This window comes from Tolypothrix sp. PCC 7712 (assembly GCF_025860405.1).
Lineage (GTDB): Bacteria > Cyanobacteriota > Cyanobacteriia > Cyanobacteriales > Nostocaceae > Aulosira > Aulosira diplosiphon.
Window position 1 is genome coordinate 7897537 of sequence record NZ_CP063785.1, and the last position, 21559, is coordinate 7919095.

19 protein-coding genes, 1 tRNA gene and 1 other annotated feature are annotated in these 21559 nt (G+C 40.8%); of the genes, 10 read left to right on the forward strand and 10 right to left on the reverse strand.

Features of this window, described 5'->3' with window-relative positions; genetic code table 11:
- The first annotated feature begins 4 nt into the window (after nt 1-4).
- The 4 genes from rplK to rplL all read left to right on the forward strand — a co-directional run bounded on the left by rplK (nt 5) and on the right by rplL (nt 2560).
- Nucleotides 5-430, forward strand: coding sequence for a 50S ribosomal protein L11 (rplK, locus tag HGR01_RS32110; RefSeq protein ID WP_045868213.1), 426 nt, complete (start codon nt 5-7; stop codon nt 428-430).
- 96 nt (nt 431-526) lie between these two features.
- Nucleotides 527-1243 (forward strand): 50S ribosomal protein L1, encoded by a 717-nt coding sequence (rplA, locus tag HGR01_RS32115; RefSeq protein ID WP_045868212.1) that lies wholly within the window; start codon nt 527-529, stop codon nt 1241-1243.
- A gap of 66 nt (nt 1244-1309) precedes the next feature.
- Nucleotides 1310-1478, forward strand: a sequence feature (ribosomal protein L10 leader region).
- Nucleotides 1479-1536: 58 nt separating this feature from the next.
- On the forward strand, nt 1537-2088 hold the full coding sequence (gene rplJ, locus HGR01_RS32120) for a 50S ribosomal protein L10 (RefSeq protein WP_045868211.1): 552 nt from the start codon (nt 1537-1539) through the stop codon (nt 2086-2088).
- An 85-nt stretch (nt 2089-2173) separates the two neighbouring features.
- Complete coding sequence (gene rplL, locus HGR01_RS32125) at nt 2174-2560, forward strand: 50S ribosomal protein L7/L12 (protein ID WP_045868210.1); 387 nt, start codon at nt 2174-2176, stop codon at nt 2558-2560.
- 89 nt (nt 2561-2649) lie between these two features.
- On the opposite strand, the gene HGR01_RS32130 is transcribed toward rplL, so the two are convergent.
- From HGR01_RS32130 to ftsH, 4 genes are all read right to left on the reverse strand, one after another.
- Nucleotides 2650-3825 (reverse strand): DNA double-strand break repair nuclease NurA, encoded by a 1176-nt coding sequence (locus HGR01_RS32130; protein WP_045868209.1) that lies wholly within the window; start codon nt 3823-3825, stop codon nt 2650-2652.
- Between the two features lie 103 nt (nt 3826-3928).
- Nucleotides 3929-4294, reverse strand: coding sequence for a clan AA aspartic protease (locus HGR01_RS32135; protein WP_045868208.1), 366 nt, complete (start codon nt 4292-4294; stop codon nt 3929-3931).
- Nucleotides 4294-4563: a hypothetical protein gene (locus HGR01_RS32140; protein WP_045868207.1), complete on the reverse strand. Its 270-nt coding sequence runs from the start codon at nt 4561-4563 to the stop codon at nt 4294-4296. The genes HGR01_RS32135 and HGR01_RS32140 overlap by 1 nt, the downstream gene beginning before the upstream one ends.
- Nucleotides 4564-4712: 149 nt before the next feature.
- Complete coding sequence (gene ftsH, locus HGR01_RS32145) at nt 4713-6599, reverse strand: ATP-dependent zinc metalloprotease FtsH (RefSeq protein ID WP_045868206.1); 1887 nt, start codon at nt 6597-6599, stop codon at nt 4713-4715.
- A 563-nt stretch (nt 6600-7162) separates the two neighbouring features.
- On the opposite strand from ftsH, the gene HGR01_RS32150 reads away from it, so the two are divergent.
- Nucleotides 7163-7708 carry an NADPH-dependent FMN reductase gene (locus HGR01_RS32150; protein ID WP_045868204.1) on the forward strand — a complete coding sequence of 182 codons (546 nt, stop codon included), beginning with the start codon at nt 7163-7165 and terminating at the stop codon, nt 7706-7708.
- A 218-nt stretch (nt 7709-7926) separates the two neighbouring features.
- On the opposite strand, the gene HGR01_RS32155 is transcribed toward HGR01_RS32150, so the two are convergent.
- Complete coding sequence (locus HGR01_RS32155; protein ID WP_194007791.1) at nt 7927-9027, reverse strand: glutamate--cysteine ligase; 1101 nt, start codon at nt 9025-9027, stop codon at nt 7927-7929.
- A 605-nt stretch (nt 9028-9632) separates the two neighbouring features.
- Here HGR01_RS32155 and HGR01_RS32160 point away from each other — a divergent pair.
- The 4 genes from HGR01_RS32160 (at nt 9633) to HGR01_RS32175 (ending at nt 13996) form a co-directional block, all read left to right on the forward strand.
- Nucleotides 9633-10346 carry a Mo-dependent nitrogenase C-terminal domain-containing protein gene (locus HGR01_RS32160; RefSeq protein ID WP_045868202.1) on the forward strand — a complete coding sequence of 238 codons (714 nt, stop codon included), beginning with the start codon at nt 9633-9635 and terminating at the stop codon, nt 10344-10346.
- A gap of 154 nt (nt 10347-10500) precedes the next feature.
- Nucleotides 10501-11529: a GTPase ObgE gene (obgE, locus tag HGR01_RS32165; protein ID WP_045868201.1), complete on the forward strand. Its 1029-nt coding sequence runs from the start codon at nt 10501-10503 to the stop codon at nt 11527-11529.
- Nucleotides 11530-11637: 108 nt separating this feature from the next.
- Nucleotides 11638-12225, forward strand: a complete 588-nt coding sequence (locus HGR01_RS32170) for a Uma2 family endonuclease (protein WP_045868200.1) — start codon at nt 11638-11640, stop codon at nt 12223-12225.
- Nucleotides 12226-12781: 556 nt separating this feature from the next.
- Entirely contained in the window at nt 12782-13996 is a 1215-nt protein-coding gene (locus HGR01_RS32175; RefSeq protein WP_045868199.1) for a transporter substrate-binding domain-containing protein, read from the forward strand.
- A gap of 102 nt (nt 13997-14098) precedes the next feature.
- Here the strand turns inward: HGR01_RS32175 and mazG are convergent, their stop codons facing one another.
- Nucleotides 14099-14908 (reverse strand): nucleoside triphosphate pyrophosphohydrolase, encoded by an 810-nt coding sequence (mazG, locus tag HGR01_RS32180; RefSeq protein WP_045868198.1) that lies wholly within the window; start codon nt 14906-14908, stop codon nt 14099-14101.
- 65 nt (nt 14909-14973) lie between these two features.
- Nucleotides 14974-15615, reverse strand: coding sequence for a metal-binding protein (locus HGR01_RS32185; RefSeq protein WP_045868197.1), 642 nt, complete (start codon nt 15613-15615; stop codon nt 14974-14976).
- A gap of 88 nt (nt 15616-15703) precedes the next feature.
- On the opposite strand from HGR01_RS32185, the gene HGR01_RS32190 reads away from it, so the two are divergent.
- Nucleotides 15704-15776: transfer RNA gene (locus HGR01_RS32190), tRNA-Val, on the forward strand.
- Nucleotides 15777-16237: 461 nt separating this feature from the next.
- On the opposite strand, the gene HGR01_RS32195 is transcribed toward HGR01_RS32190, so the two are convergent.
- The 3 genes from HGR01_RS32195 to HGR01_RS32205 all read right to left on the reverse strand — a co-directional run bounded on the left by HGR01_RS32195 (nt 16238) and on the right by HGR01_RS32205 (nt 21245).
- Nucleotides 16238-19567 carry a HEAT repeat domain-containing protein gene (locus HGR01_RS32195; protein ID WP_045868886.1) on the reverse strand — a complete coding sequence of 1110 codons (3330 nt, stop codon included), beginning with the start codon at nt 19565-19567 and terminating at the stop codon, nt 16238-16240.
- A 105-nt stretch (nt 19568-19672) separates the two neighbouring features.
- Complete coding sequence (locus HGR01_RS32200) at nt 19673-20110, reverse strand: hypothetical protein (protein ID WP_045868196.1); 438 nt, start codon at nt 20108-20110, stop codon at nt 19673-19675.
- A 280-nt stretch (nt 20111-20390) separates the two neighbouring features.
- Nucleotides 20391-21245 carry a phytanoyl-CoA dioxygenase family protein gene (locus HGR01_RS32205; protein ID WP_045868195.1) on the reverse strand — a complete coding sequence of 285 codons (855 nt, stop codon included), beginning with the start codon at nt 21243-21245 and terminating at the stop codon, nt 20391-20393.
- Between the last annotated feature and the right edge of the window lie 314 nt (nt 21246-21559).

The window sequence follows — 21559 nt, forward strand, 5'->3', positions numbered from 1 at the left end:
AACAATGGCAAAGAAAGTAGTGGCGGTCATTAAACTGGCCCTGAATGCTGGAAAAGCCAACCCAGCACCGCCAGTAGGCCCTGCTTTGGGTCAACATGGCGTTAACATCATGATGTTCTGCAAGGAGTACAACGCCAAGACAGCAGACCAAGCTGGAATGGTAATCCCTGTAGAAATTTCGGTTTATGAAGACCGGAGTTTTACCTTTGTACTCAAAACCCCTCCTGCATCAGTACTGATTCGCAAGGCGGCGAAGATTGAGCGTGGCTCCAATGAACCCAACAAAAAGAAAGTTGGTAAAATCACCAGGGCGCAATTACAAGAAATTGCTCAAACTAAACTACCTGACCTCAACGCCAACGATATAGATGCGGCAATGAAGATTGTGGAAGGTACTGCCAAGAACATGGGCGTAACGATAGCAGACTAGTCAAGAGTCAAGAGTCAAAAGTCAAAAGACTCAGTACTCATAAATAAAAATTATCGGGGGAGAGGCAAAGCTTCGGAATTACCCCAGGAGAGAAAGATGGGAAGAAAAATTTCACGTCGCTTGCAGGCATTGCAAGCAAAAGTAGAAGATAGAGATTATGCACCCTTAGAGGCGCTAAACCTCCTAAAAGAAACAGCAACAGCAAAATTTCCAGAAGCAGCCGAAGCGCATATCCGGTTGGGAATTGACCCCAAGTATACAGACCAACAATTGCGGACAACCGTAGCACTGCCCAAGGGTACAGGCCAAGAAGTACGTGTGGCAGTAATTGCTAGAGGTGAAAAGGTCAACGAAGCAAGCAATGCTGGTGCGGATGTTGTAGGTTCAGAAGAGCTAATTGACGAAATCCAAAAAGGTAGAATGGATTTCGACAAGCTAATTGCCACACCAGATGTCATGCCTCAGGTAGCAAAGCTAGGTAAATTGCTTGGGCCCCGTGGTTTAATGCCATCACCTAAAGGTGGAACCGTGACATTTGATATCGCTAGTGCGATCGCAGAATTTAAAGCTGGTAAATTAGAATTCCGTGCTGACAGAACAGGCATCGTCCATGTTATGTTTGGTAAGGCATCCTTCTCGCCAGAAGATTTGTTAATTAACCTCAAGGCGTTACAAGAGACAATTGATCGTAACCGTCCTTCAGGAGCTAAAGGCCGTTATTGGCGCACAGTATACGTATCTTCCACAATGGGCCCATCGATTAAAGTCGATATCAGCGCTCTACGGGATTTGAAACTGAACGAAGCCGCATAATAGAGGCTAGAGGGTAGGGGCTAGAAGATTAAGCTACCATACTCAATGACCAATACCCAATCAATCCTAATCGAATAAAGAAAGCCGGAGACAGCAGGAGCCATTGGCTTAATATCCTGCCGAGGTTGAAGCTCTAAATTGCCTGAAGTAGAACCTTTAACGGTGTCATTACTATGGCAGCAAGAGTCTTGCTACTAAACCCCGGCCCTAAAAGCTGGGGTTTATTGTTTGGGTAAGTCATAACAAAACGCGTAGGGGAAATTAATGATTTTGCCCTAGGAGGTGAAATAAAGATGGGAAGAACGCTAGAAAACAAACAAGAGATAGTAGCCGATCTCAAAGAAACTTTGAGTGAGTCAACATTGGCACTGGTAATTGATTATCAGGGTTTAACTGTTGCTGAAATCAGTGACTTACGGCGGCGGTTACGTGCGAGTGGTACTGTTTGTAAGGTAACAAAAAACACCTTAATGGGCATTGCTATTCAAGATCAAGAACAATGGCAACCACTGTCAGAACTGCTAAAAGGATCTTCTGCCTTTTTGTTAGTTAAAGACGATTTTTCTTCTGCAATTAAGGCTTACCAAGATTTCCAAAAAGCTACCAAGAAGACAGAACTTCGTGGCGGCGTTATGGAAGGTCGCTTGCTGAGGGAACCCGATGTTAAGGCTCTAGGAGACTTGCCATCTAAGGAACAACTCATGGGTCAAATTGCTGGAGCAATCAACGCTTTGGCTACCAAGATTGCTGTTGGTATCAACGAAGTTCCTGGTTCACTGGCGCGTGCTTTGCAAGCAGTGGCTGATGCAGAAAAAGGCGGTAGCGCTGATAGTGCTGGCGAATAGAAAAAAGTCAAAAATCAACGGTCAACAGTCAACAGTTAATGACTAATGACTAATAACTAAATCAAACATCACAGGAGTTATATCAATGTCTGCTACAACCGATAACATTCTAGAACAATTGAAATCTTTGACCTTGCTAGAAGCTGCTGAATTAGTTAAGCAAATTGAAGAAGCTTTTGGCGTAAGTGCAGCTGCTCCTGTTGGCGTAGCGATCGCAGCTCCTGGTGCTGCTCCTGCTGCTGAAGTAGTAGAAGAGAAGACCGAATTCGACGTGATTCTTGAATCAGTTCCTGCTGACAAGAAGATTGCTGTACTAAAGATTGTTCGCGAAATCACTGGCTTAGGTTTGAAAGAAGCCAAAGATTTGGTAGAAGCTGCGCCCAAGCCTGTTAAGGAAGGTATTGCTAAGGAAGCTGCTGAAGATGCTAAGAAGCGCATCGAAGAAGCTGGTGGCACAGTAACAGTGAAGTAATTAATTTTTCATTACTGTGTTTGAATGAGGAGCCTAAATCAGGCTCCTTTTTTTGCTATTTCTCAACATTTAGCAATTGAGTGAAATGATTAGGCGATACTTCCACGCTTGCGAGCTTCTTTGTAGGAAGTACCGACATTTTTCAAGCCGGCTTTTATCATTTGTTTTTCCAAGAGGGCAAAAAAACGTGCTTTGTCACCGCCGCGGACTACAGCCTGATTATGTGCTTCTGCGATCGCAACTGGGTAACCATAGCCTTTTTGTACCTGTGCTAGCATCAATCCTAAAGTTTGGTCAAATATAGCTGTATTTTCTGCTACCCATGCTGGAACTTCTATCCGGGCAATTTCGGTGCCTACATGGATGTAGCAAAAGTAAATTTTTTGGTCGTCATATAAATCTAGAATTTTGGCATTACTGCGCCATAAAGGGCCGCGCTGTCCTGGTTTTAGTTGAGTTGACCAAAGGGATGTATCTCGTAAAGGTTCAAAGATTTTACAAGGTATCTTTTCTAACTGGTTAGGGCAATAACTTATACAATCTGGTACGGGGTGGGGACAAGCTAACAGGCGCAGAAAGTTCATACCCTCAACATTGCGTGAGGCGCTAAGATAGCCCATCAGTGGAATTTGAGCATCGCGCAGTCTTTGCCAAGCTTCGATAATCGGCGGTAAAATGCGATCGCGCGCATCAATAGGTAACTGTTCTAAAAACCAATAAATTAAAGAACCATCTACCATTGCGAGAGATGGTGCTTCTCCCTTCACAGCACAAGCCAATTCTGCTAATACTGTGGCTTCACTAGCAGTGCGGCGATAACCCATCCATTCCTCAGTTCTAATTCCCCACTGCCGAGACATATATAAATCTTCTGGACGGTAAAATACCTCTGGCAAGCTATCTAATATAGGATGGCGATTTTGTCCGTAGTGTAAAACGACTCTGCCAATATTGAGCAAATAACAATAAGCAATTTCGTGATGGTTAGGCGCAATTTGCGAACCATCCGTAGCAATTACAGTATGAATTTTTGGGGGAACTGGAATATCAATACAGGTTTCTAATGGCTCCATAGGAGTAGCATTAGCAAAGAGAATGCGATCGCGCCATTTTTCCTGTCGATCAATTAAATCTTTTTGAAATGCGTAAGCTTGTTGCAGATGTTTTTGCGCTAATTCTAAACGCTGGCGACTGGCAGCAGCTTCTACGGTAAGATGCTGACTTAAACCTTGCATTTGTCGCGCTAGTTTTGTCAGATCAAGCATAAAACTTTCTTGTATTTGAAGACTTTGACAGGAGTAGGTTATTCTTCATAACATCGGATGGGATTTTGAAATGAATGAAGCTACCCAAACAATAAATAATTGATTACATTTTTTCTAATGACACTAAACCATTCTCTTGAAAATTTACTTCTAAATGATATCCTGCCATCAGAGAAGTTCCTAGCAAAGGTTTATAACCAGCAGCTAGAACTGGTACTAATTTTTCTATACCATCCCATAAAATTGTTGCAAAATGTATAGATAATAAAGCTTCACTACCATCAGCTAACCTTGCAGATGTACTTGAATATAGGGGAAGATTCATTGCATTGACTGCCTGTGGTGGTAAAGTCAGATGGTCATTAAATCCGGTATCAATCACAAAATCTAAAGAAAATTCTGGCTGCAAAGGTAAGCGAAAAACTACTGGAATGATTGCTTTACCATCAATTACTTTTCCATAAATCATCAAGCAGTACGCTCCATTGCACCACCAAAACTTACGGCTACATCATAACCAATTCTTATAGTAAATAACCTAGCATTAGGGTTTTTCTGTTTTAGCTTTAATGCTGCTTCTACACCAGTTTTATCAATTTCATATTCACCACTTTCTGCATCAATTACAATCATCTTGCCTATATTGTCACCATACTCAACTTTTTGACGAATATCGTTTTCATAAAATTCCTTAGCTCTTCGGGCTACTTCTTCTACCGTCCAGAAAATTGATTGCATAAAAATTACACCTAGATTTGCTGTATTTACCTGAAATTGTAAATCTTTTATGCATAATACCCTACAGCTACCTGCATTTTAGGTGTTACTGTAGGGTACTAGAATTAAACTCAAAATGTAGCAACTACGAATTACGAATTAGTAATTACTTAATGAGATACAGCTATTTTTTCATCAGTTACCTGATTATATTCAGCAACAATTTGGCGGAATAATTCACCTTCAATTGTTTCTTGATCTGATAACAAATCAACAAGACGTTCTAAGGCTATGCGGTTTTCTGTCAGAATTGTTTTTGCTGTTTGATAGCTTTGGCTAATAATGTCTCGGACTTGAGCATCTATTTTGGAAGCTATTTCTTCAGAATACTCTGATTTATTCATCCAATCGCGCCCTAAAAAGACTTCTCCTCCTTGATTTTCTAGGGACAATGGGCCTAAGCTCGACATCCCAAATCTTGTTACCATTTGGCGTGCTAAGTTTGTTACTTTTTGCAAGTCATCACCTGCACCTGTGGTAACTTCTGGCTTACCAAAAACAATTTCTTCGGCAGCGCGGCCACCTAAAATTGAAGTAATTTTGCCAATAATTTGGGCGCGAGAAATTAAACCTTGTTCTTCGTTAGGAGTAAACCAAGTCAACCCTAATGCTTGTCCTCGGGGGATGAGAGTGACTTTCTGTACTGGGTCGTGGTCTTTAATTAAGGTGCCGACTAAAGCGTGTCCAACTTCGTGGTAGGCTATGAGGCGTTTGCTCTTGCTATCAACCAAAGCTGTGCCTTCCATTCCTGCAACTACTCGGTCTACAGCATCATCAATTTCCAGGATGGTAACAGCTTCTTTTCTACGTCTGGCGGTGAGAATTGCAGCTTCGTTGAGTAAGTTAGCTAAATCTGCGCCTGTAAATCCGGGTGTGCGGCGGGCGATCGCATCTAGGGATACACTAGAATCAATTTTTTTATTGCGGGCATGAACTTTTAAAATTTCCAAGCGCCCTTTCAGATCCGGTGCATCAACCATTACTTGACGGTCGAAGCGTCCGGGACGGAGTAACGCTGCATCAAGGACATCGGGACGGTTGGTAGCAGCAATAATAATGATGCCTGTGTTACCTTCAAAACCATCCATTTCGGTGAGCAGTTGATTGAGGGTTTGCTCCCTTTCATCATTACCACCACCAATTCCTGCACCTCTTTGTCTACCTACAGCGTCAATTTCATCAATAAAGATGAGACAAGGAGCATTTTCTTTAGCTTTCTTAAATAAGTCACGGACGCGAGATGCACCTACACCTACAAACATTTCCACAAATTCCGAGCCGGAAATGCTAAAGAATGGGACACCAGCTTCCCCTGCGATCGCTTTTGCTAATAAAGTTTTACCAGTACCAGGAGGGCCAATTAACAGTACACCTTTAGGAATCCTTGCGCCTACAGCTGTAAATCTTTCTGGCTGTTTTAGGAAAGTGACAACCTCTTGCAATTCTTCTTTGGCTTCTTCTACGCCGGCAACATCTTCAAATTTTACGCCTGTCTTCGCCTCCATTTGGAAGCGCGCGCGCGATTTGCCAAAGTTCATCGCTTGACTAGAAGCATTAGTTGAGCGTCTGAGGAACAATAGCATTAAAGCTACAAGTGGCAAAATCCACATCAGGTTAATCAATAACCCAACAGCCGCTCTACTGTTAGCAGAGGAAACTTCCGCAAAATCCACATTTTTCTCTTTGAGTTTATTAATTAACTCTGGGTTTTGCTCTAACAGTTTTACCTGGATGGGTGAATCTGATTTTTGCCCAACTAAATAAACCTTGGCTATCTGTTCAGTTTCATCCAGCTCGACTTTTGCAACTTCTCCCCTTTCGGTTTTTTTAATCAACTCCCCATAAGTCAAAGAGTTACGCTCGGCTTTTTGCGCCAAGGCAGGGTTTCCACCTAAAATGCCTGGCAATAATATTAAGCTGGCTGCTACTGCACCAGTCCAAGGAACACGCTTTGCCGTTCGCTGTTTGTTCAATGCCTTTTTCCCTAAATTTGTCATAATAATTACCCTTTTCCTGCTGGCAAAAGCTGAACGCTGATTTTATGCCTATTCTTCTAGAAGAAATTGAAATAACTGGAAATAATTGAATTCTGATCTAGTTTAACTTCCACATAAAACCATTTCCCAAACTCTCTATCAGCTTTGAGGAATACGCTCCTATCTGCAAGGGGAAATTTACCTACTAGGGGAATGAACCTGAAAACTGATCTGAAGTTTCCTGGATTGCTAAGTGCTGACATTCCTCTCGAAGCTGCATACATAGTAACTATTCTGACAAAATTCTGTCTGAGGTGGGGCTTTTACCCCCTTAACATCAAAATTTTCTTAGAGATGTAATTTGACATATTACGCAACAAATCGCTAAGATAAACATAATCGTAATGATTCCGCCTTTCAAAAATCTTGCTACTTCCGGTCATCTCTGCTAGTAGCAGGATGGTTAAAAGTTTTTGGCATTTCATACTTGGTGTTTGGTAATGGGTAATTGGTCATTTCATTGGTAATTACCCGAATTCCCAATTCTCTAATTAGTAAATTTATTTAGTCTGTGGGTGGATTTTATGGTAAAAATTGTTGGTATTGGTGGCAGTTTAAGACCTAACTCTTATACCCAAATTGCTTTACAAGTTGCAGCGCAAAGGGTAGAAGCATTAGGTGCAGAAGTAGAAATTCTTGATTTGCGGCAGATGCAGCTACCATTTTGCAATGGTGGTAAAGACTATTCCGATTATCCAGATGTTCAACGTTTGCGAGACACGGTAACTAATACTGATGGGTTAATTTTGGCTACACCTGAGTATCATGGTGGCGTTAGCGGTGTACTGAAAAATACTCTAGATTTGCTCAGTTTTGATGAACTGTCTGGTAAAGTAGCAGGGGTAGTTAGCGTATTAGGTGGACAATCCAATAGTAATGCCCTCAATGAACTACGATTAATTTTGCGCTGGGTACATGGTTGGGTAATTCCAGAACAAATTGCGATTGGACAAGCTTGGGGCGCGTTCAATGCTGAAGGTAAGCTGTTAGATGAAAAACTCTCCCAACGCTTCGATCAATTTGCTCAAAGTTTAGTGGATAATACTCGCAAATTGCGGGGAGTACAGTAAAGTAAGCAACTAACATTTAATTTGCATCATCAGGGTTGATAATACTAGATATTTTGTTGAAACCCTGATGATATAAAAGTCATATTTGATTTTTGGATTTCTAGTAGAATGCGTTAGCGATAGCGTAACGCATCAGCGCGAAAGATTTTTGTGGATTACGGCTTACTGAGATTTTTTCAGAAATCAAATCGGATTCCTAATAGATATAAAAATTGGGTTTATTTTAAGTAAGTTTGTTTTAAAACCGCTTCTATAGAATTCAAATGCTGATATTGTTTTATAAGTGCTTGAGCCTTTGTTTCTCCACTCTCTAAAATATTTTTTAGTGGAGTTAAGAAATCAATATCTGGGTCGTTTTTAAGAGCTGCTGCTGCTACTTTTAAAATCTTATTGGCATTGTCAAAAATCTCTGCATTACTAAATCCCTGTTTTGCCGAAACTTGGTGTAATTCGGCATCTGGAATAGTGGCTCTACCTGTCAAAGTTTCATCTAAAACTAAACCTTTCAACAAAGCTAATAGAGCCGCATAAAGTGAAAAATCATCGCAACTATCAAAAGCTTTAAATTCAATTCTACCGACTTCAGCAGGTATACGCGCTACTTTTGTTAATGAAGGAACACTGGTAATTAATTGTTCTGCTTTTTCTACAAATACTAGTGTAGCTGGTCTTTTACCAGTTCTGACAAATGTTCTGACCGACAATCCATCCCATAAATTGCCATTATAAAAAGGCGCACTATAGCTAAAAGGAACTATATAAGGGCTGTAATAAGTTAATTTTCTGCCAACATCAATTAGTTTTTCTACAGACAAGTCTGCTATAGAAATATTTAAATCTGGCCCGTAAGTAACCATGTAGATATTAGCAGTATGCTCGTCAGGATAAGACTGTAGCTGCTGAATTTCATAATCATTTAATGGTGGGTTAGGTTCAAAAATTGTCTTGTAAGGATTAAAGCTAGCTAAAACAGGTGAAAAGCCATAATCTGCTGCTACTTCACGCAATAAGCGAAAACTTTCTGTCAATTCATCAACAGCACCTTGAATATGAGAATGTATAGTTGTTCTAATTTCAATACCTTTAGGTAAGCAATCGATGACTTTATCAGAGTCAGCGAATCTTTCAAATCCCTCAATATACCATCTCTTTTTTTTAATACCAGCATCACCAACGCGTAGCTGAGAATAATCATTAGGATAGGTGGGTAACCTTTCCACAATTTGATTGAATTCTGCATATTTTGTCTCTGCAAAATCAGCAAACTTTCCTGCTTGGTTCAGAAAAGCAACTTCATGTTCAATCCCGAAAAAAAACATCATTATATTCCTTAAAGATTTGGCGTTCAGCTAAATTTGAGTGCTGAGAACTGGTTGGAAAGCTATTTCCACAGCTATTGTTGATGAGAATAGAGTTTTGAAATCCTCATCTTTGCTAGCTACCTGAGATAGTTTTGCAATAGTTAGTGTAACAAATTTGTAATTAATTGCCGCAAAAATCTTGATAATTTGGCTACATCCTATGACTATTCTGCTCTTTGAAGCTCAAAAGCGAAAAAGCTTTTTGCAGATACAGCTAGCTTAAATATAAAAATTATCAATACTTTTTTCTAAATGTGTTTAAATAGTGCTAAAGAAATAAGCACTGTTGCCTATTTTGTTGAGTCATCTCAATTTTTGTTAATTAGTTATAATTCCTGTGTCTGTACAAAAGCGCAAAAACGCTTTTTCCCTTGACTTCCTACTTCTGTTTGATCTGAATGAAAAATCTTTCACTGAACGCGATATCAAGGGCAGATTTCTGCATTGAGGCTGACAAAAAACCAATTTTTACAGTCTCTAAAGTTAAATATGTAACAGTTTAATTACCTTGAAGGTAGCTTAGTATTTAGTGTATGGACTGAGGACAGCTTGAGGCATTGTTTATGAAAAGTGTCGTTCAATCCCCCTACAGTAGTGAACAAGTTGCAGTCTGGCTGCGTGGATTGCTGACTATCGCTTGGGCTGATGGTAACTTTGACCCTCATGAACAGCAGTTAATTGCTAGTATCACAGAGGAAGAATTGGCCCCTGGGATTCAATTTGATTCGCTGGAAGTTATCACACCAGAGGAATTAGCCAAAACTTTGGGCAAAGGTACCGCAGCAGCAGAGAACTTTTTGCGGACTGCGGTGATGGTAGCGATCGCAGATGGTACATATTCTCCCAGCGAAGACCAAGTTCTGCAAGAGTTATGTCATGCCCTGGGACAGCCAAAGGATTTAATTGAAGCTCTGCGTCATACCCTAGAACATATAGATGATGTAGATCCTGTAGAGAGTTTCCTACAGCGCGAAGCATCTGCGAATCCCTCTTTAACAATTGCGCCCTATGCACCTCCTCAGGATGCACTCACTCCCCTGCGCGATTGGATGGATGGATTAGATATTGAAGATCCTAGAGTTGCTCGCTTCTTATGTAAAATGATTCCTTCACAATGCCCTTTTGAACGGGATGTGAAGCTGTTTGGTCGTAAAATTGTACATATTCCGCCACTATGTAAAATTAATCCTTTGTATGAACAAATGGTAGGATTGCGTTTTCGCGCCCTTTCCTATCTAGCAGATGAATGTGGTGAGGATGTCTCGCCCTATATCTAAGTGCTGAGTGCTGAGTTAAAACGATAGAGTAAAGAGAGAAGGCCAATATTGTTTTGTTTAGCCCATAGATACAAACGCAAGCAAGATTGTGGTCTCAATAAAACTTATAATTTAAAACTCTAACTCAGGACTTCAGACTCAGCACTCCAAAAATATGCAATTTATTGATCAAGCAGTTATCGAAGTAGAAGCTGGTAAAGGCGGCGATGGTATTGTCGCCTTCCGTCGAGAGAAGTATGTGCCTGCGGGTGGCCCTTCTGGTGGAAATGGTGGACGTGGTGGTTCAATAATTTTTGTAGCTGTCGAAAATCTGCAAACTTTGCTAGATTTTCGCTACAATCATCGATTTCAGGCAGAAAATGGGGGTCGTGGTGGCCCTAATAATTGCACAGGGGCTTCAGGAAAGGATTTAATTATTGAAATTCCTTGTGGTACAGCTGTTTATGATGCGACAACAGGTGCTTTATTAGAAGATTTAATCGAACCTGGACAAAGATTTCGTGTTGCGGAAGGTGGTAAAGGCGGATTAGGAAATCAGCATTTTTTGAGTAACCGCAATCGCGCCCCAGAATATGCACTTCCCGGTTTACCTGGAGAAATGAAGGTTCTACGTTTGGAATTGAAACTTCTGGCTGAGGTAGGAATTATTGGGTTACCAAATGCTGGTAAATCCACTTTAATTTCATCTTTATCGGCTGCACGTCCTAAGATTGCTGATTATCCTTTTACTACCCTAATTCCGAATTTAGGTGTAGTACGTAAACCCTCTGGTGATGGTACAGTTTTTGCCGATATTCCTGGATTAATTGAAGGGGCTTCTCATGGTGCAGGGTTGGGATATGACTTTTTGCGCCATATTGAACGTACAAGAGTTTTGCTGCATTTAATTGATGCTACCAGCGAAGATGTATTAGGTGATTTCAAAACAATTCAACAAGAATTAAAAGCCTACGGAAGAGGTTTAGCAGAACGTCCACAAATTTTGGCGCTGAATAAAATTGATGCGGTTGATCGAGAAACTGTAGACTTAGAGGCATTAGCTACAGAATTAAATCACCTCTCTTATGCTCCAGTTTTCGTAATTTCAGCTGTTACCCGCACTGGTTTGGAACCGATGTTACAGGAAGTTTGGGGAATTCTTGACCAAATGAATGCTGTCGAAGAAGCGGAAGTATTAGGTTAGGTGAAATCCTATGACGGAAAGAAACAATGATACAAGCCCCCGGATTTATCCGTGGGGTCTTTAATTTTGAATTTTGAATTTTGAATTTTGAATTCGGAGCAAAGCGACGTGACTATTGCACAGACACAAAAGTATTATTCACCGGAAGAGTATCTCGAATTAGAGGTTAATTCTGAGGAACGACATGAATATATTGATGGTCAAATTATCCCTATGACAGGCGGAACACTAAATCACAATCAAATTGCTTTAAACTTTAGCGGTGCGCTAAATTTTGCGCTCAAGCGTCAACCTTATCAAGCTTTTGTAACTGATCAGCGTTTGTGGATTCCTAATAAGAGAATTCATACTTACCCTGATGTAATGATAGTCAAAACACCTTTGGAATATCAAGAAGGAAGACGTGATACTCTGATTAATCCAATATTTGTTGCTGAGGTGTTATCAAAATCTACTAAAAGTTATGACAGGGATGAAAAGTTTGCTGCTTATCGGACTATTCCTGGTTTTCAAGAGTATGTTTTGATTGACCAATATAGAATGCACGTTGAGCAGTATTTTAAAACTGAAAACAATAAATGGATATTTTCTGAATATGAAGATGGAGATGTAATTTTATCTCTAGCGTCTGTTTCTTTTCAAATTACACTAGCTGATATTTACGATAAAGTTGATTTTAATACTGAGGAAGAGTGAGATTAAATAGGTCGGTGTAATTCAAAGATAACTAGTTAAGGCTGTCATTTGTCCTTTGTCATTAGTCATTGGTAAGAGTTTCAAGCCTATTTCTATTTCGTAATCTAGTTTGGTTTATTTCCAATCACTTATTTAATTCAAATTAGGTGACGAGAAATGCTGTGCTAGATTCGATGGAGTCTGGTGTAGAAAGTCGGCGGATAAGCGCAGCTTTTATAGGATACGGCTGACGATTAAAGGATTTCACCCCCTCACTTCACGATTTTGTTGGGTGGACAGTGCAATATACCTCTTGCAGAAGTGCTTTTTGCAAGAGATGGAAAAAGGGGAAAGGGAAAACACAAAACCTTTCCCCCTTAGCCTTTTCCCGACTTATGCAAGAAGTCTAAATATTAATAGTGCGATCGCCTCTGTAAAACCCGATTGTGTCGTAAAATCTAGGTGTCTAATTTTACCCACATATCTGAATTTACAAATCATCATTGATTATTCAGTTATATTGCCTTGTAAGTGGGAATTATAAGAAGGTATTGAATATCACCTAAAGAAAGTTGCAATGATAAATGCGATCGCACCGTTTGCTTATTTTTACAGACTTTACAGTAAGAACAAAAGCAAGCTTTTCCCAAAACGCCATCTGTGGCTAGTATTAGTTGGTGGAATATTAGCGCTGTTGGTGGTGCTAACGGGAGTTCACCCAGGACTAGCCCAAAACCCAGAACCAACACCAACAGCAAAAGTAGCGCCAAAACCAGAAGAAGCATCAACAAATGAATTTGTAGTCGCTACAAGGGTGATAGCACCCTTTGTATTTGCGGAGAAAGGTGAACTATCTGGTTTTAGTATTGATTTATGGCGCAGTATTACAACCAAATTAGGTATCAACTCAAAATTTGTGGAATATCCCAATGTCCAAGATTTGCTTTCTGCTGTTAAGGATGGCAAAGCAAATGCTGGAATTGCAGCTATTTCCATTACAGCTGAACGTCAGCAGAATTTTGATTTCTCTTTACCAATGTTTGCTGCTGGATTGCAGATCATGGTAAGACCACCGGAAACAAATGGTGGTGCTTTATCTAATATTTTGCAATTGGTTTTTTCTGCGTCACTTTTGCAAGTAGTTGGCATTGCACTGCTGCTGATTGTAGTAGCAGCTCATGTTATTTGGCTGTCCGAACGCAATCATAAAGAAGGCATGATTGATAAATCATACTTTCCTGGGATTTTTAAAGCTTGTTGGTGGGCTGCAGCCACATTAGCAACCCAAGCTGACGAAATGCCCAAGGGAGTAGTAGGACGTTTTATCGCCATTATTTGGATGTTTATCGGTGTGTTGTTTGTTGCCTACTTCACAGCCGCAGCTACTACATCGCTAACAGTACAGCAGCTTCAAGGAGATATTAGAAGTGTAGATGATTTACCCGGTAAGCTAGTAGCAACAACATCTGGAAGTACAGCCGCCAAATATCTCAAAGAACATAATATTTCTACCTTAGAAGTTCCGAAAATTGAGGAAGCTTACAATGCTCTGCAAAATAAAAAAGCGGATGCTGTCGTATTTGATGCTCCCGTACTCCTGTTCTATGCGGCTCATGAAGGTCAAGGTAAGGTAGAAGTTGTTGGTAGCGTCTTCCGTGAAGAAAACTACGGTATTGTCCTACCAAATAACAGTACTTACCGCAAACAAATTAATAGTGCATTGTTAAGTCTGAGAGAAGATGGCACTTATCAATCCCTTTATGATAAGTGGTTTGATGTTAAAAAATCTTAAGTTCTGCCAAACAATCACCATTTGCAGTGATGAATAAATGGAAGGCAATAATTTCGCATCTACCTCTGTAATTACGAATTACGAATTACTAATTACGAATTATTATGAGCCTTCTTGTGCAATTTGAGCTTTTGCTTGTTGCCACAAACTTTCCAACTCCTGTAAGCTGTAATCCGAAAGGGGGCGGTTAACAACTGCCTCCATTTTTTGTAACCTTTGGATAAATCGCTGATTTGTACCTTGCAATCCATCACTAGGATCGAGATTATGCCAACGGGCTAGCTGAATAATTGCAAACAGTAAATCGCCTAATTCTGCTTGTTGTGCTTCTTTTGTTTCTGAGGCTAAAGCCTGTTGGAATTCGCTTAACTCTTCATGAAATTTTTCCCATACTCCTGCAATATTTTCCCATTCAAACCCTACAGCCGCAGCTTTTTGGGAAATTTTCATCGCCGCCGTTAATGGGGGAAGGCTACGCCCATAGCGGCTAAGTTTAGTACTAAGTTTTTGATGTTCTGGGGATGGTTCGCCTTTTTCTGCGGCTTTAATTTCTTCCCAGTTTTGCCGCACCTCATCGACACTCGCTACTGTCACATCACCAAATACATGGGGATGACGACGAATCAACTTTTGGGAAATACCGTCAGCAATTTCTTTAAGAGAGAATTGCCCAGCTTCACTGGCAATTTGAGCTTGTAAGACTACTTGTAAGAGTAAATCTCCTAATTCCTCTGCGATCGCATTTTGATCGCCACTCTTAATTGCATCCACCACCTCATAAGCTTCCTCAATGACATAAGGTGTCAAACTTTCCGGCGTTTGTGCCAAATCCCAAGGACAACCACCATCAGGCGATCGCAATTTTGCCACCACATCAATTAATTCTTGTAATGCTGCTAGATTTTCGTTCATAGTAATTTGTTATTGGTCAATGGGCATGGGGCATGGGGCATGGGGCATGGGGCATTGGGCATTGGTCATTTCCTCTTGTTCCCTTGTCCCCCTGCGTCCTCTACCCCTCTGCTTCCTCTGCTCCCCTGCTTTTTCACACCCACTCGCCGACGAGTTGGTTTACGTTTCTTAATTTTGCCACTAGGAAGCAACGCCCGAACACCTTGCCTTTTGACTCGCTTGTATGTGGAATTGCTCCAATCGCTGAGAGTATGGCTCATAGCACCGAGTTCCATGCCTAAGAATAGGGCGAGGAATTCAGTACCGTAACTTGTGAGCGATCGCTCCACTGTTCCACCGACGTTTTGCCAAAGAGAGGCGGTATTCAAGAGCTTTTCGGCAATGGCTACGAAAACGATTGTGGCGATCGCTAGCAAGCAGCAGAGATAAACTACTCGTAGCGTCGTGCCAATAATCGGCCCGTGGGATAAAAAAGAGCGATGGCGTAAACTTTTTTGATAAGGTAGCCAAATCCAGCGCAAGAAGCCCCAGCGTTGGTATTGAATAGAGTAAATATCCAAATCTGGGCCGAACATCAGCCCACCAAACAGAAACCCGCCGGAAACGAATAAAGTTACATTGCTACTGCCAGTCTGCCAGAAAGTCACACCCGCAACAATCGGCAGAGCATACAGCGTAATGCTATCGTGGGTTCGACCAGAGGGCATTTAATAAGTTCTCAAAAATTTTTTCTCAAAAATACTAGCGCGATTCAAAATCTTTTGCTATATTCTATAAATGTGAGTGAAAACGAGCGGGCGGTTAGCTCAGTTGGTAGAGCGCCTGCCTTACAAGCAGGATGTCATCAGTTCGAGTCTGGTACTGCCCATCACTTTAAAAAGACTAGGAGTAAGTTAAAAGCTACTTCTAGTCTTTTTGATTTAAGAGAAGATTTGCACAAGGTATGTAACTCTCATGACTACAGATAGACGTTATAACCTTGGTTAAGAAAATACAAGCTTTGGTCATGAAAACTTTTGTGTTGGTGACCAAGACATAAGCGTTGGTCACGAAACAGCAAACGTTGGTGACCAAAATCATTGTTTGATAAGTAAAACTTTTGTGTTGGTGACCAAGATATAAGTGTTGGTCACGAAACAGCAAACGTTGGTGACCAAAGTCATTGTTTGATAAGTAAAACTTTTGTGTTGGTGACCAAGACATAAGCGTTGGTCACGAAAGAGCAAACGTTGGTGACCAACGCTTCTTTAAGCTCATCCTACACGTAAAAGTAAGTGGGATTTTGCGGGCATGGGGCATGGGAACGGCATCCAACCTTCGCGGCTACACTCAAATTTCTGTAAGGAGTATTTTCATAATGCTTCTCATTGTACGCGTAGCAAAATTATGTTGATGCCAAGCTTGATAGAAATCGGGGTAAGGCATATTCTTGGCACATTCCCAGGCTAAATTGTAGAAATTATCATCTAATCGCCAATAACTGCTTAAAGCTTTAACTGCTGTAAATCGATGCTTATTATCTCGGATAATTCTCCCTAAGCTTGATGCTGCCTCCCTACGAGTGGAGTTATCGAGATTATGTGATTGCAGCAGTTGCACTGAGGCAGCGATCACAAATTCATTGCCTGGATCGATTTTTCCTAAGCTTTCTGCTGCCAACCAACGGGTAGAGTTATCGAGATTATGTGATTGCAGCAGTTGCACCAAGGTGGCGATCACATCTTCATTGCCTGTGCCGATATTGATTAAGCTTAATCCTGCCTGCCAACGGGTGGAGTTATCCAGATGTTGTGATTGCAGCAGTTGCACTAAGGCGGCGATCACATCTTCATTGCCTGTGCCGATATTCCCTAAGCTTTCTGCTGCCTGCCTAATGGTGTCTTCATCCAGATTAGGTGATTGTAGCAGTTGCACCAAGGCCGTGATCGCAACTTGATTGCCTGGGTCGATATTCCCTAAGCTATATGCTGCCTGCCTAATGGTGTCCTCATCGAGATGTTGTGATTGTAGCAGTTGCACCAAGGCCGCGATCGCAAATTCATTGCCTGGGTCGATTGTTCCTAAGCTTGATGCTACCAGCCTACGGGTGGAGTCATCCAGATTAGGTGATTGCAGCAGTTGCACAAAGGCGGCGATCGCAAATTTATTGCCTGGGTCGATTGTTCCTAAGCTTGATGCTGCCAGCCTACGGGTGTAGTCATCCAGATTAGGTGATTGTAGCAGTTGCACCAAGGTGGCGATCGCATCTTCATTGCCTGGGTCGATTGTTCCTAAGCTTGATGCTACCAGCCTACGGGTGTAGTCAGACAGATGTTGTGATTGCAACAGTTGCACTAAGGCAGCAATGGCAAATTCATTGCCTGTGCCGATTTTCTCTATGCTATATCTTGCTAGCCAACGGGTGTAGTCAGACAGATGTTGTGATTGCAGCAGTTGCACTAAGGCAGCAATGGCAAATTCATTGCCTGTGCCGATTTTCTCTATGCTATATCTTGCTAGCCAACGGGTGTAGTCAGACAGATGTTGTGATTGCAGCAGTTGCACTAAGGCAGCAATGGCAAATTCATTGCCTGTGCCGATTTGCCCTAAGCTATATGCTGCCTGCCCAATACTGTAGTCAGACAGATGTTGTGATTGCAGCAGTTGCACTAAGGCGGCGATCGCATCTTCATTACCTGGGTCGATTTCCCCTAATTGCTCTGCTGCCTCCCTAATAGTGTAGTCAGACAGATTTTGTGATTGTAGTAGTTGCACCAAAGCGGCGATCGCATCTTCATTGCCTGTGCCAATTTTATTTATGCTATATGTTGCCTGCCTAATGGTGTCCTCATCCAAATTTTGTGATTGCAGCAGTTGCACCAAGGAGGCGATCGCAAATTCATTGCCTGGGTCGATATTCCCTAAACTTTCTGCTGCCCGCCTACGGATGGAGTAATCCAGATTTTGTGATTGCAGCAGTTGCACCAAGGCAGCGATCGCAACTTCATTGCCTGTGCCGATTGTCTCTAAACTTTCTACTACCTGCCCAATGGTGTAGTCAGACAGATTTTGTGATTGCAGCAGTTGCACCAAGGCGGCGATCGCTTTTGTCCGGTCTGTTTGCTGTAAAGCTGACCTAGCTTCCTCTTTTAGAGAACTGTGACTATCAATTATCCAATTGACGATTTGTGCTATTATTTCATCTGCTCTTACATAATCTTTAAACTCTGCAATCCCTGTGGCTGCTAATAAATAAGCGCGATATTCATAAAATTTTTGACATCCATCTTTAAAACTAATTAAAGTATCAATAAACTGTTGCTTTTGCTGTTTGAAAGTTTCTTCCTCTCTTCCTAACCACAGCAATATTGTTTGCTTCCATTGCGGTTCAAAGACGCGGTATTTTGCGTCTTTAAATTTAACAGGTTTATTTTTGTGTTTACGGGGTAAAAAAAAGTTCCAGTCATCAATTGCTTTAGCAGCAAAATACTCTTGAAATGAGGCATGAAAGAAAGCATAAACAGGTTTTCTATGTGTATCTATCCCTATACTGTTCAGCCAACCTCGATTTAATGCCAAACTCAGCAAAGAATTTTTATCTTCAGCATCTCCTAAAAAGCGATTAACAAAATCCTGCTGCAAGCGAAAACGAGTGGTTTCTTGGTCTATTGCTGTTTTAGCTAATTCTCCTAATTGAATATTTAGTTGCTGAATCTGGGCAGGAGTTATCGCAACTTTGTCTTTTTTCCATTTGTAGAAGTCATCAACAAATTGCTGATAGAGTCCGGATTGAGTATCTGGTAATTTCCCATCTCCTGATTGCCAATTCAAACACAAAAGCGTTAACCGCAAAGGATTTTTCACTAAATCCTGAATCCGTTCTTTCCCCGGTTCTTTCAAGGCTATGCATAACTGCTTCCCAGCTTGGGGAATTTCAATTTTATTGAACCATTTATCAATAAATTTCTCTACATCTTTTGGATAAGAAAAATCTAAAGTGCGATAGGTATCAAAATCGTCAAGTGCATTAATACTGCCATCCCACATATTAACCCGACAAGTCAGCACAATTCGCGATTGAGAAATTGCTCCTGCTTCACGCAATTGACGCGAAATTTCTGTTAGCGAATTACCTGAAGATGCGGACATTTCATCTAACCCATCTAGCAGTAGCCACACATTATTTTGATTAAACAGAGCAACAAAATCATCTTTTAGTTGCTTGGTGGCTTCAGCTTTACCTATTTTCTCAGCTACCTGATTTAACCAAGTCTCAAAAAGATAAGCTTTTAATTCCTTCTCGCGCAAATCTGCTAATGATACCCAAATGACAATCGACTGCTGAATCTCACGAGATACCCAATCAGCAATTTGCTGTAACAGTGTTGTCTTTCCTGCACCTGGTTCACCAATAATGGCAATTCGCTTACCTTGACTTTTAGGCGTGTTCTTCTGTTTTAAAACTTCTTCCAGAAAAGCGTCATGCTCAAAATTTTTGGTAATTTCTGTTTCTTTATAAAGTTCAGATCCCTGTTCTGGAGAAACATCATCTTGAATCTTATCTGTCCCCTGTTCTAAAGAAGTATTATCTTTATGCTTAGATTGTTTTTTGCGCTCAACTAATCCCAGTGGTACGTAAACATCATCAACTTGCAGGGTGACTCCTTCAGTTAATGTCAAAGGATTTGTAGTCAGCTTGCGCCTGTCTGTCAATATTTGACGACAGATTTTCCGCCAGTCATTGGGAGTTAACTTTACCCGCTTTTCCCCGTCGGGCGACTCCAGTCAGTTAAAAGTGACTGAGCCACTAAATGTATTACCTTGGAAGACATTCTTAATCTCATCTGCTAACTTGGCATTGTTGACAACTGAAGGGTTTGAGGTGATTTCTTTTACTAATTTTTGAATTTCTTTCCCAGTCTCAGACTGATCGTTTTTAATGGCTGCTTCTACGTCTACAACTGCTTGAGCAATTTCTGGATCTTGTTCGGCTGCTGCTTTCAATTCCAGCACTGCTTGACCATAATCTAGTCTTTGGGTTTCATCAGCTTCTACAGTCGCAGTCAGCAATGGCAATTTATTCTTCTTACGTAGCTTGTCTATTAACTTGCCACTTTGCGTCCAAACCGCATCACCAATATTTTCGCCAATTTTTTCTTGTGCTTTATTCCAAAGTATAGAGGCGATCGCATTCACCACAACCGTTAGCGTCACAAGTTCCATAAACTCAAAGTCAATGTGGAAATTACTTATATCTGCTCTAATTTGGTATTATGGCAGCAATTTTTACTTACAAGCAACGGATAGTTAAGGAAGCCTAATTTGCGATCATCCACCTTTTAACTTAAATAATCAGGGCATAGCAGTGCTATGCCCCTACAACAGATGATAGATATGACGGATGTTAAGGAACTTCCAGAAAATAAATTATCCCATTTTCAGATTGGCAGAGTCTTTCTCCTCTGCATACACAGCAATGGAATATTTTTTTAGTTAAAAGTCCCTAAGCTGGCAATACTCTTGCAAAGGTTTGATCGCTATATTGCTTACAACATTCTGGACGTAAAGGATTCTTAGCAGTGTACACAAAAAACAGAGTAGACCGTGATTGTGTACGGGGTTTACCGTGATGGAAAATAGCTCTCGGATCTGCAATAACTATGCTTCCAGCTTTCCCTGGACATGATTTCCACAGTGACTTAGGCACAATTTTTTCTATCTCTGCATCATTCAGCCCGACTAAACCTTTTGCGGTTTTGGGTACAATCTTAGAGCGAATTTGCAACTGTTGAATTAATGACAGTTGAGATTTAGGAATATACTCAAATGGGCCATTTTCTACACTCACATCATTTAGGTAGATAATTACCTTAACCATGCGACGGTCTTCTGCATCTAGGTGCCATAATTCTGTAGTTAGTTGCTCATCATTGGCAAAGTCTCGCCGTAAATGTACGCCTTGAAAGGCAATCGGTAGACCGATATAGTTTTCGATAATATTCAGTAACCTTTGTTCACTTCCCCAGTGAAAAAACTCAGGTAAATCTGTGACAGTAAAAATCTGCGGATAAGCTGGATTTTCTAAGCTACCAAATTTTTGCGGATTTTTATATTTAGCAGCTAAAGCTAATTCCATATTAGCCAACTGGCTTTCGGCAGATGGAATCAATGCTGCTGTTTTGGGAAGTGCTAAATCTTGCAAAGAAGTAGTCACAACTCCTTCTTGACGCAGAGTATCAACAATCAACTTATCTTGTGGAGATAGCGCAGGTAATTTCCTGGAATGGCGCATTAAATCTATTCTGTAACGCAATTCGGAGGGGATTCTGGGAATATATTTATACAGTTGATTGAACATAGCAAAATATCAACCTTTGAATGTTGAGTAGTAATTGATGGTATTAGTTACAATTTATGCTTATTGGTTTTGGGTAAAAGGTTAAAGGTTAAGGGTTAAAGGTTTTTTTCCTTTTCCCATTATCCTTTTTTCCCTTAACCGACAAATATTGAGTTTATAGCCAGGAGTTTCGCTCTTAACTTTGCTGCATTGAAGTGCTTGCTACAAACTCATCAAAACTAATGCGATAGATAAATAAAAAATGGCATAATCATTATTAATTAACCGCTTGATTCCTACCATAATGTGACCTAATAAAAATTAGACACTTTATA

Bases quoted from the DNA above. Each gene is read 5' to 3' on its own strand.
- rplL (WP_045868210.1), top strand. From the start codon at position 2,174: ATGTCTGCTACAACCGATAACATTCTAGAACAATTGAAATCTTTGACC.
- HGR01_RS32160 (WP_045868202.1), top strand. From the start codon at position 9,633: ATGAAAAGTGTCGTTCAATCCCCCTACAGTAGTGAACAAGTTGCAGTC.
- HGR01_RS32185 (WP_045868197.1), bottom strand. From the start codon at position 15,615: ATGCCCTCTGGTCGAACCCACGATAGCATTACGCTGTATGCTCTGCCG.
- HGR01_RS32175 (WP_045868199.1), top strand. From the start codon at position 12,782: ATGATAAATGCGATCGCACCGTTTGCTTATTTTTACAGACTTTACAGT.
- rplK (WP_045868213.1), top strand. From the start codon at position 5: ATGGCAAAGAAAGTAGTGGCGGTCATTAAACTGGCCCTGAATGCTGGA.
- HGR01_RS32130 (WP_045868209.1), bottom strand. From the start codon at position 3,825: ATGCTTGATCTGACAAAACTAGCGCGACAAATGCAAGGTTTAAGTCAG.
- HGR01_RS32135 (WP_045868208.1), bottom strand. From the start codon at position 4,294: ATGATTTATGGAAAAGTAATTGATGGTAAAGCAATCATTCCAGTAGTT.
- mazG (WP_045868198.1), bottom strand. From the start codon at position 14,908: ATGAACGAAAATCTAGCAGCATTACAAGAATTAATTGATGTGGTGGCA.
- obgE (WP_045868201.1), top strand. From the start codon at position 10,501: ATGCAATTTATTGATCAAGCAGTTATCGAAGTAGAAGCTGGTAAAGGC.
- HGR01_RS32200 (WP_045868196.1), bottom strand. From the start codon at position 20,110: ATGGAACTTGTGACGCTAACGGTTGTGGTGAATGCGATCGCCTCTATA.
- HGR01_RS32150 (WP_045868204.1), top strand. From the start codon at position 7,163: ATGGTAAAAATTGTTGGTATTGGTGGCAGTTTAAGACCTAACTCTTAT.
- HGR01_RS32155 (WP_194007791.1), bottom strand. From the start codon at position 9,027: ATGTTTTTTTTCGGGATTGAACATGAAGTTGCTTTTCTGAACCAAGCA.
- ftsH (WP_045868206.1), bottom strand. From the start codon at position 6,599: ATGACAAATTTAGGGAAAAAGGCATTGAACAAACAGCGAACGGCAAAG.
- rplA (WP_045868212.1), top strand. From the start codon at position 527: ATGGGAAGAAAAATTTCACGTCGCTTGCAGGCATTGCAAGCAAAAGTA.
- HGR01_RS32140 (WP_045868207.1), bottom strand. From the start codon at position 4,563: ATGCAATCAATTTTCTGGACGGTAGAAGAAGTAGCCCGAAGAGCTAAG.
- HGR01_RS32205 (WP_045868195.1), bottom strand. From the start codon at position 21,245: ATGTTCAATCAACTGTATAAATATATTCCCAGAATCCCCTCCGAATTG.
- rplJ (WP_045868211.1), top strand. From the start codon at position 1,537: ATGGGAAGAACGCTAGAAAACAAACAAGAGATAGTAGCCGATCTCAAA.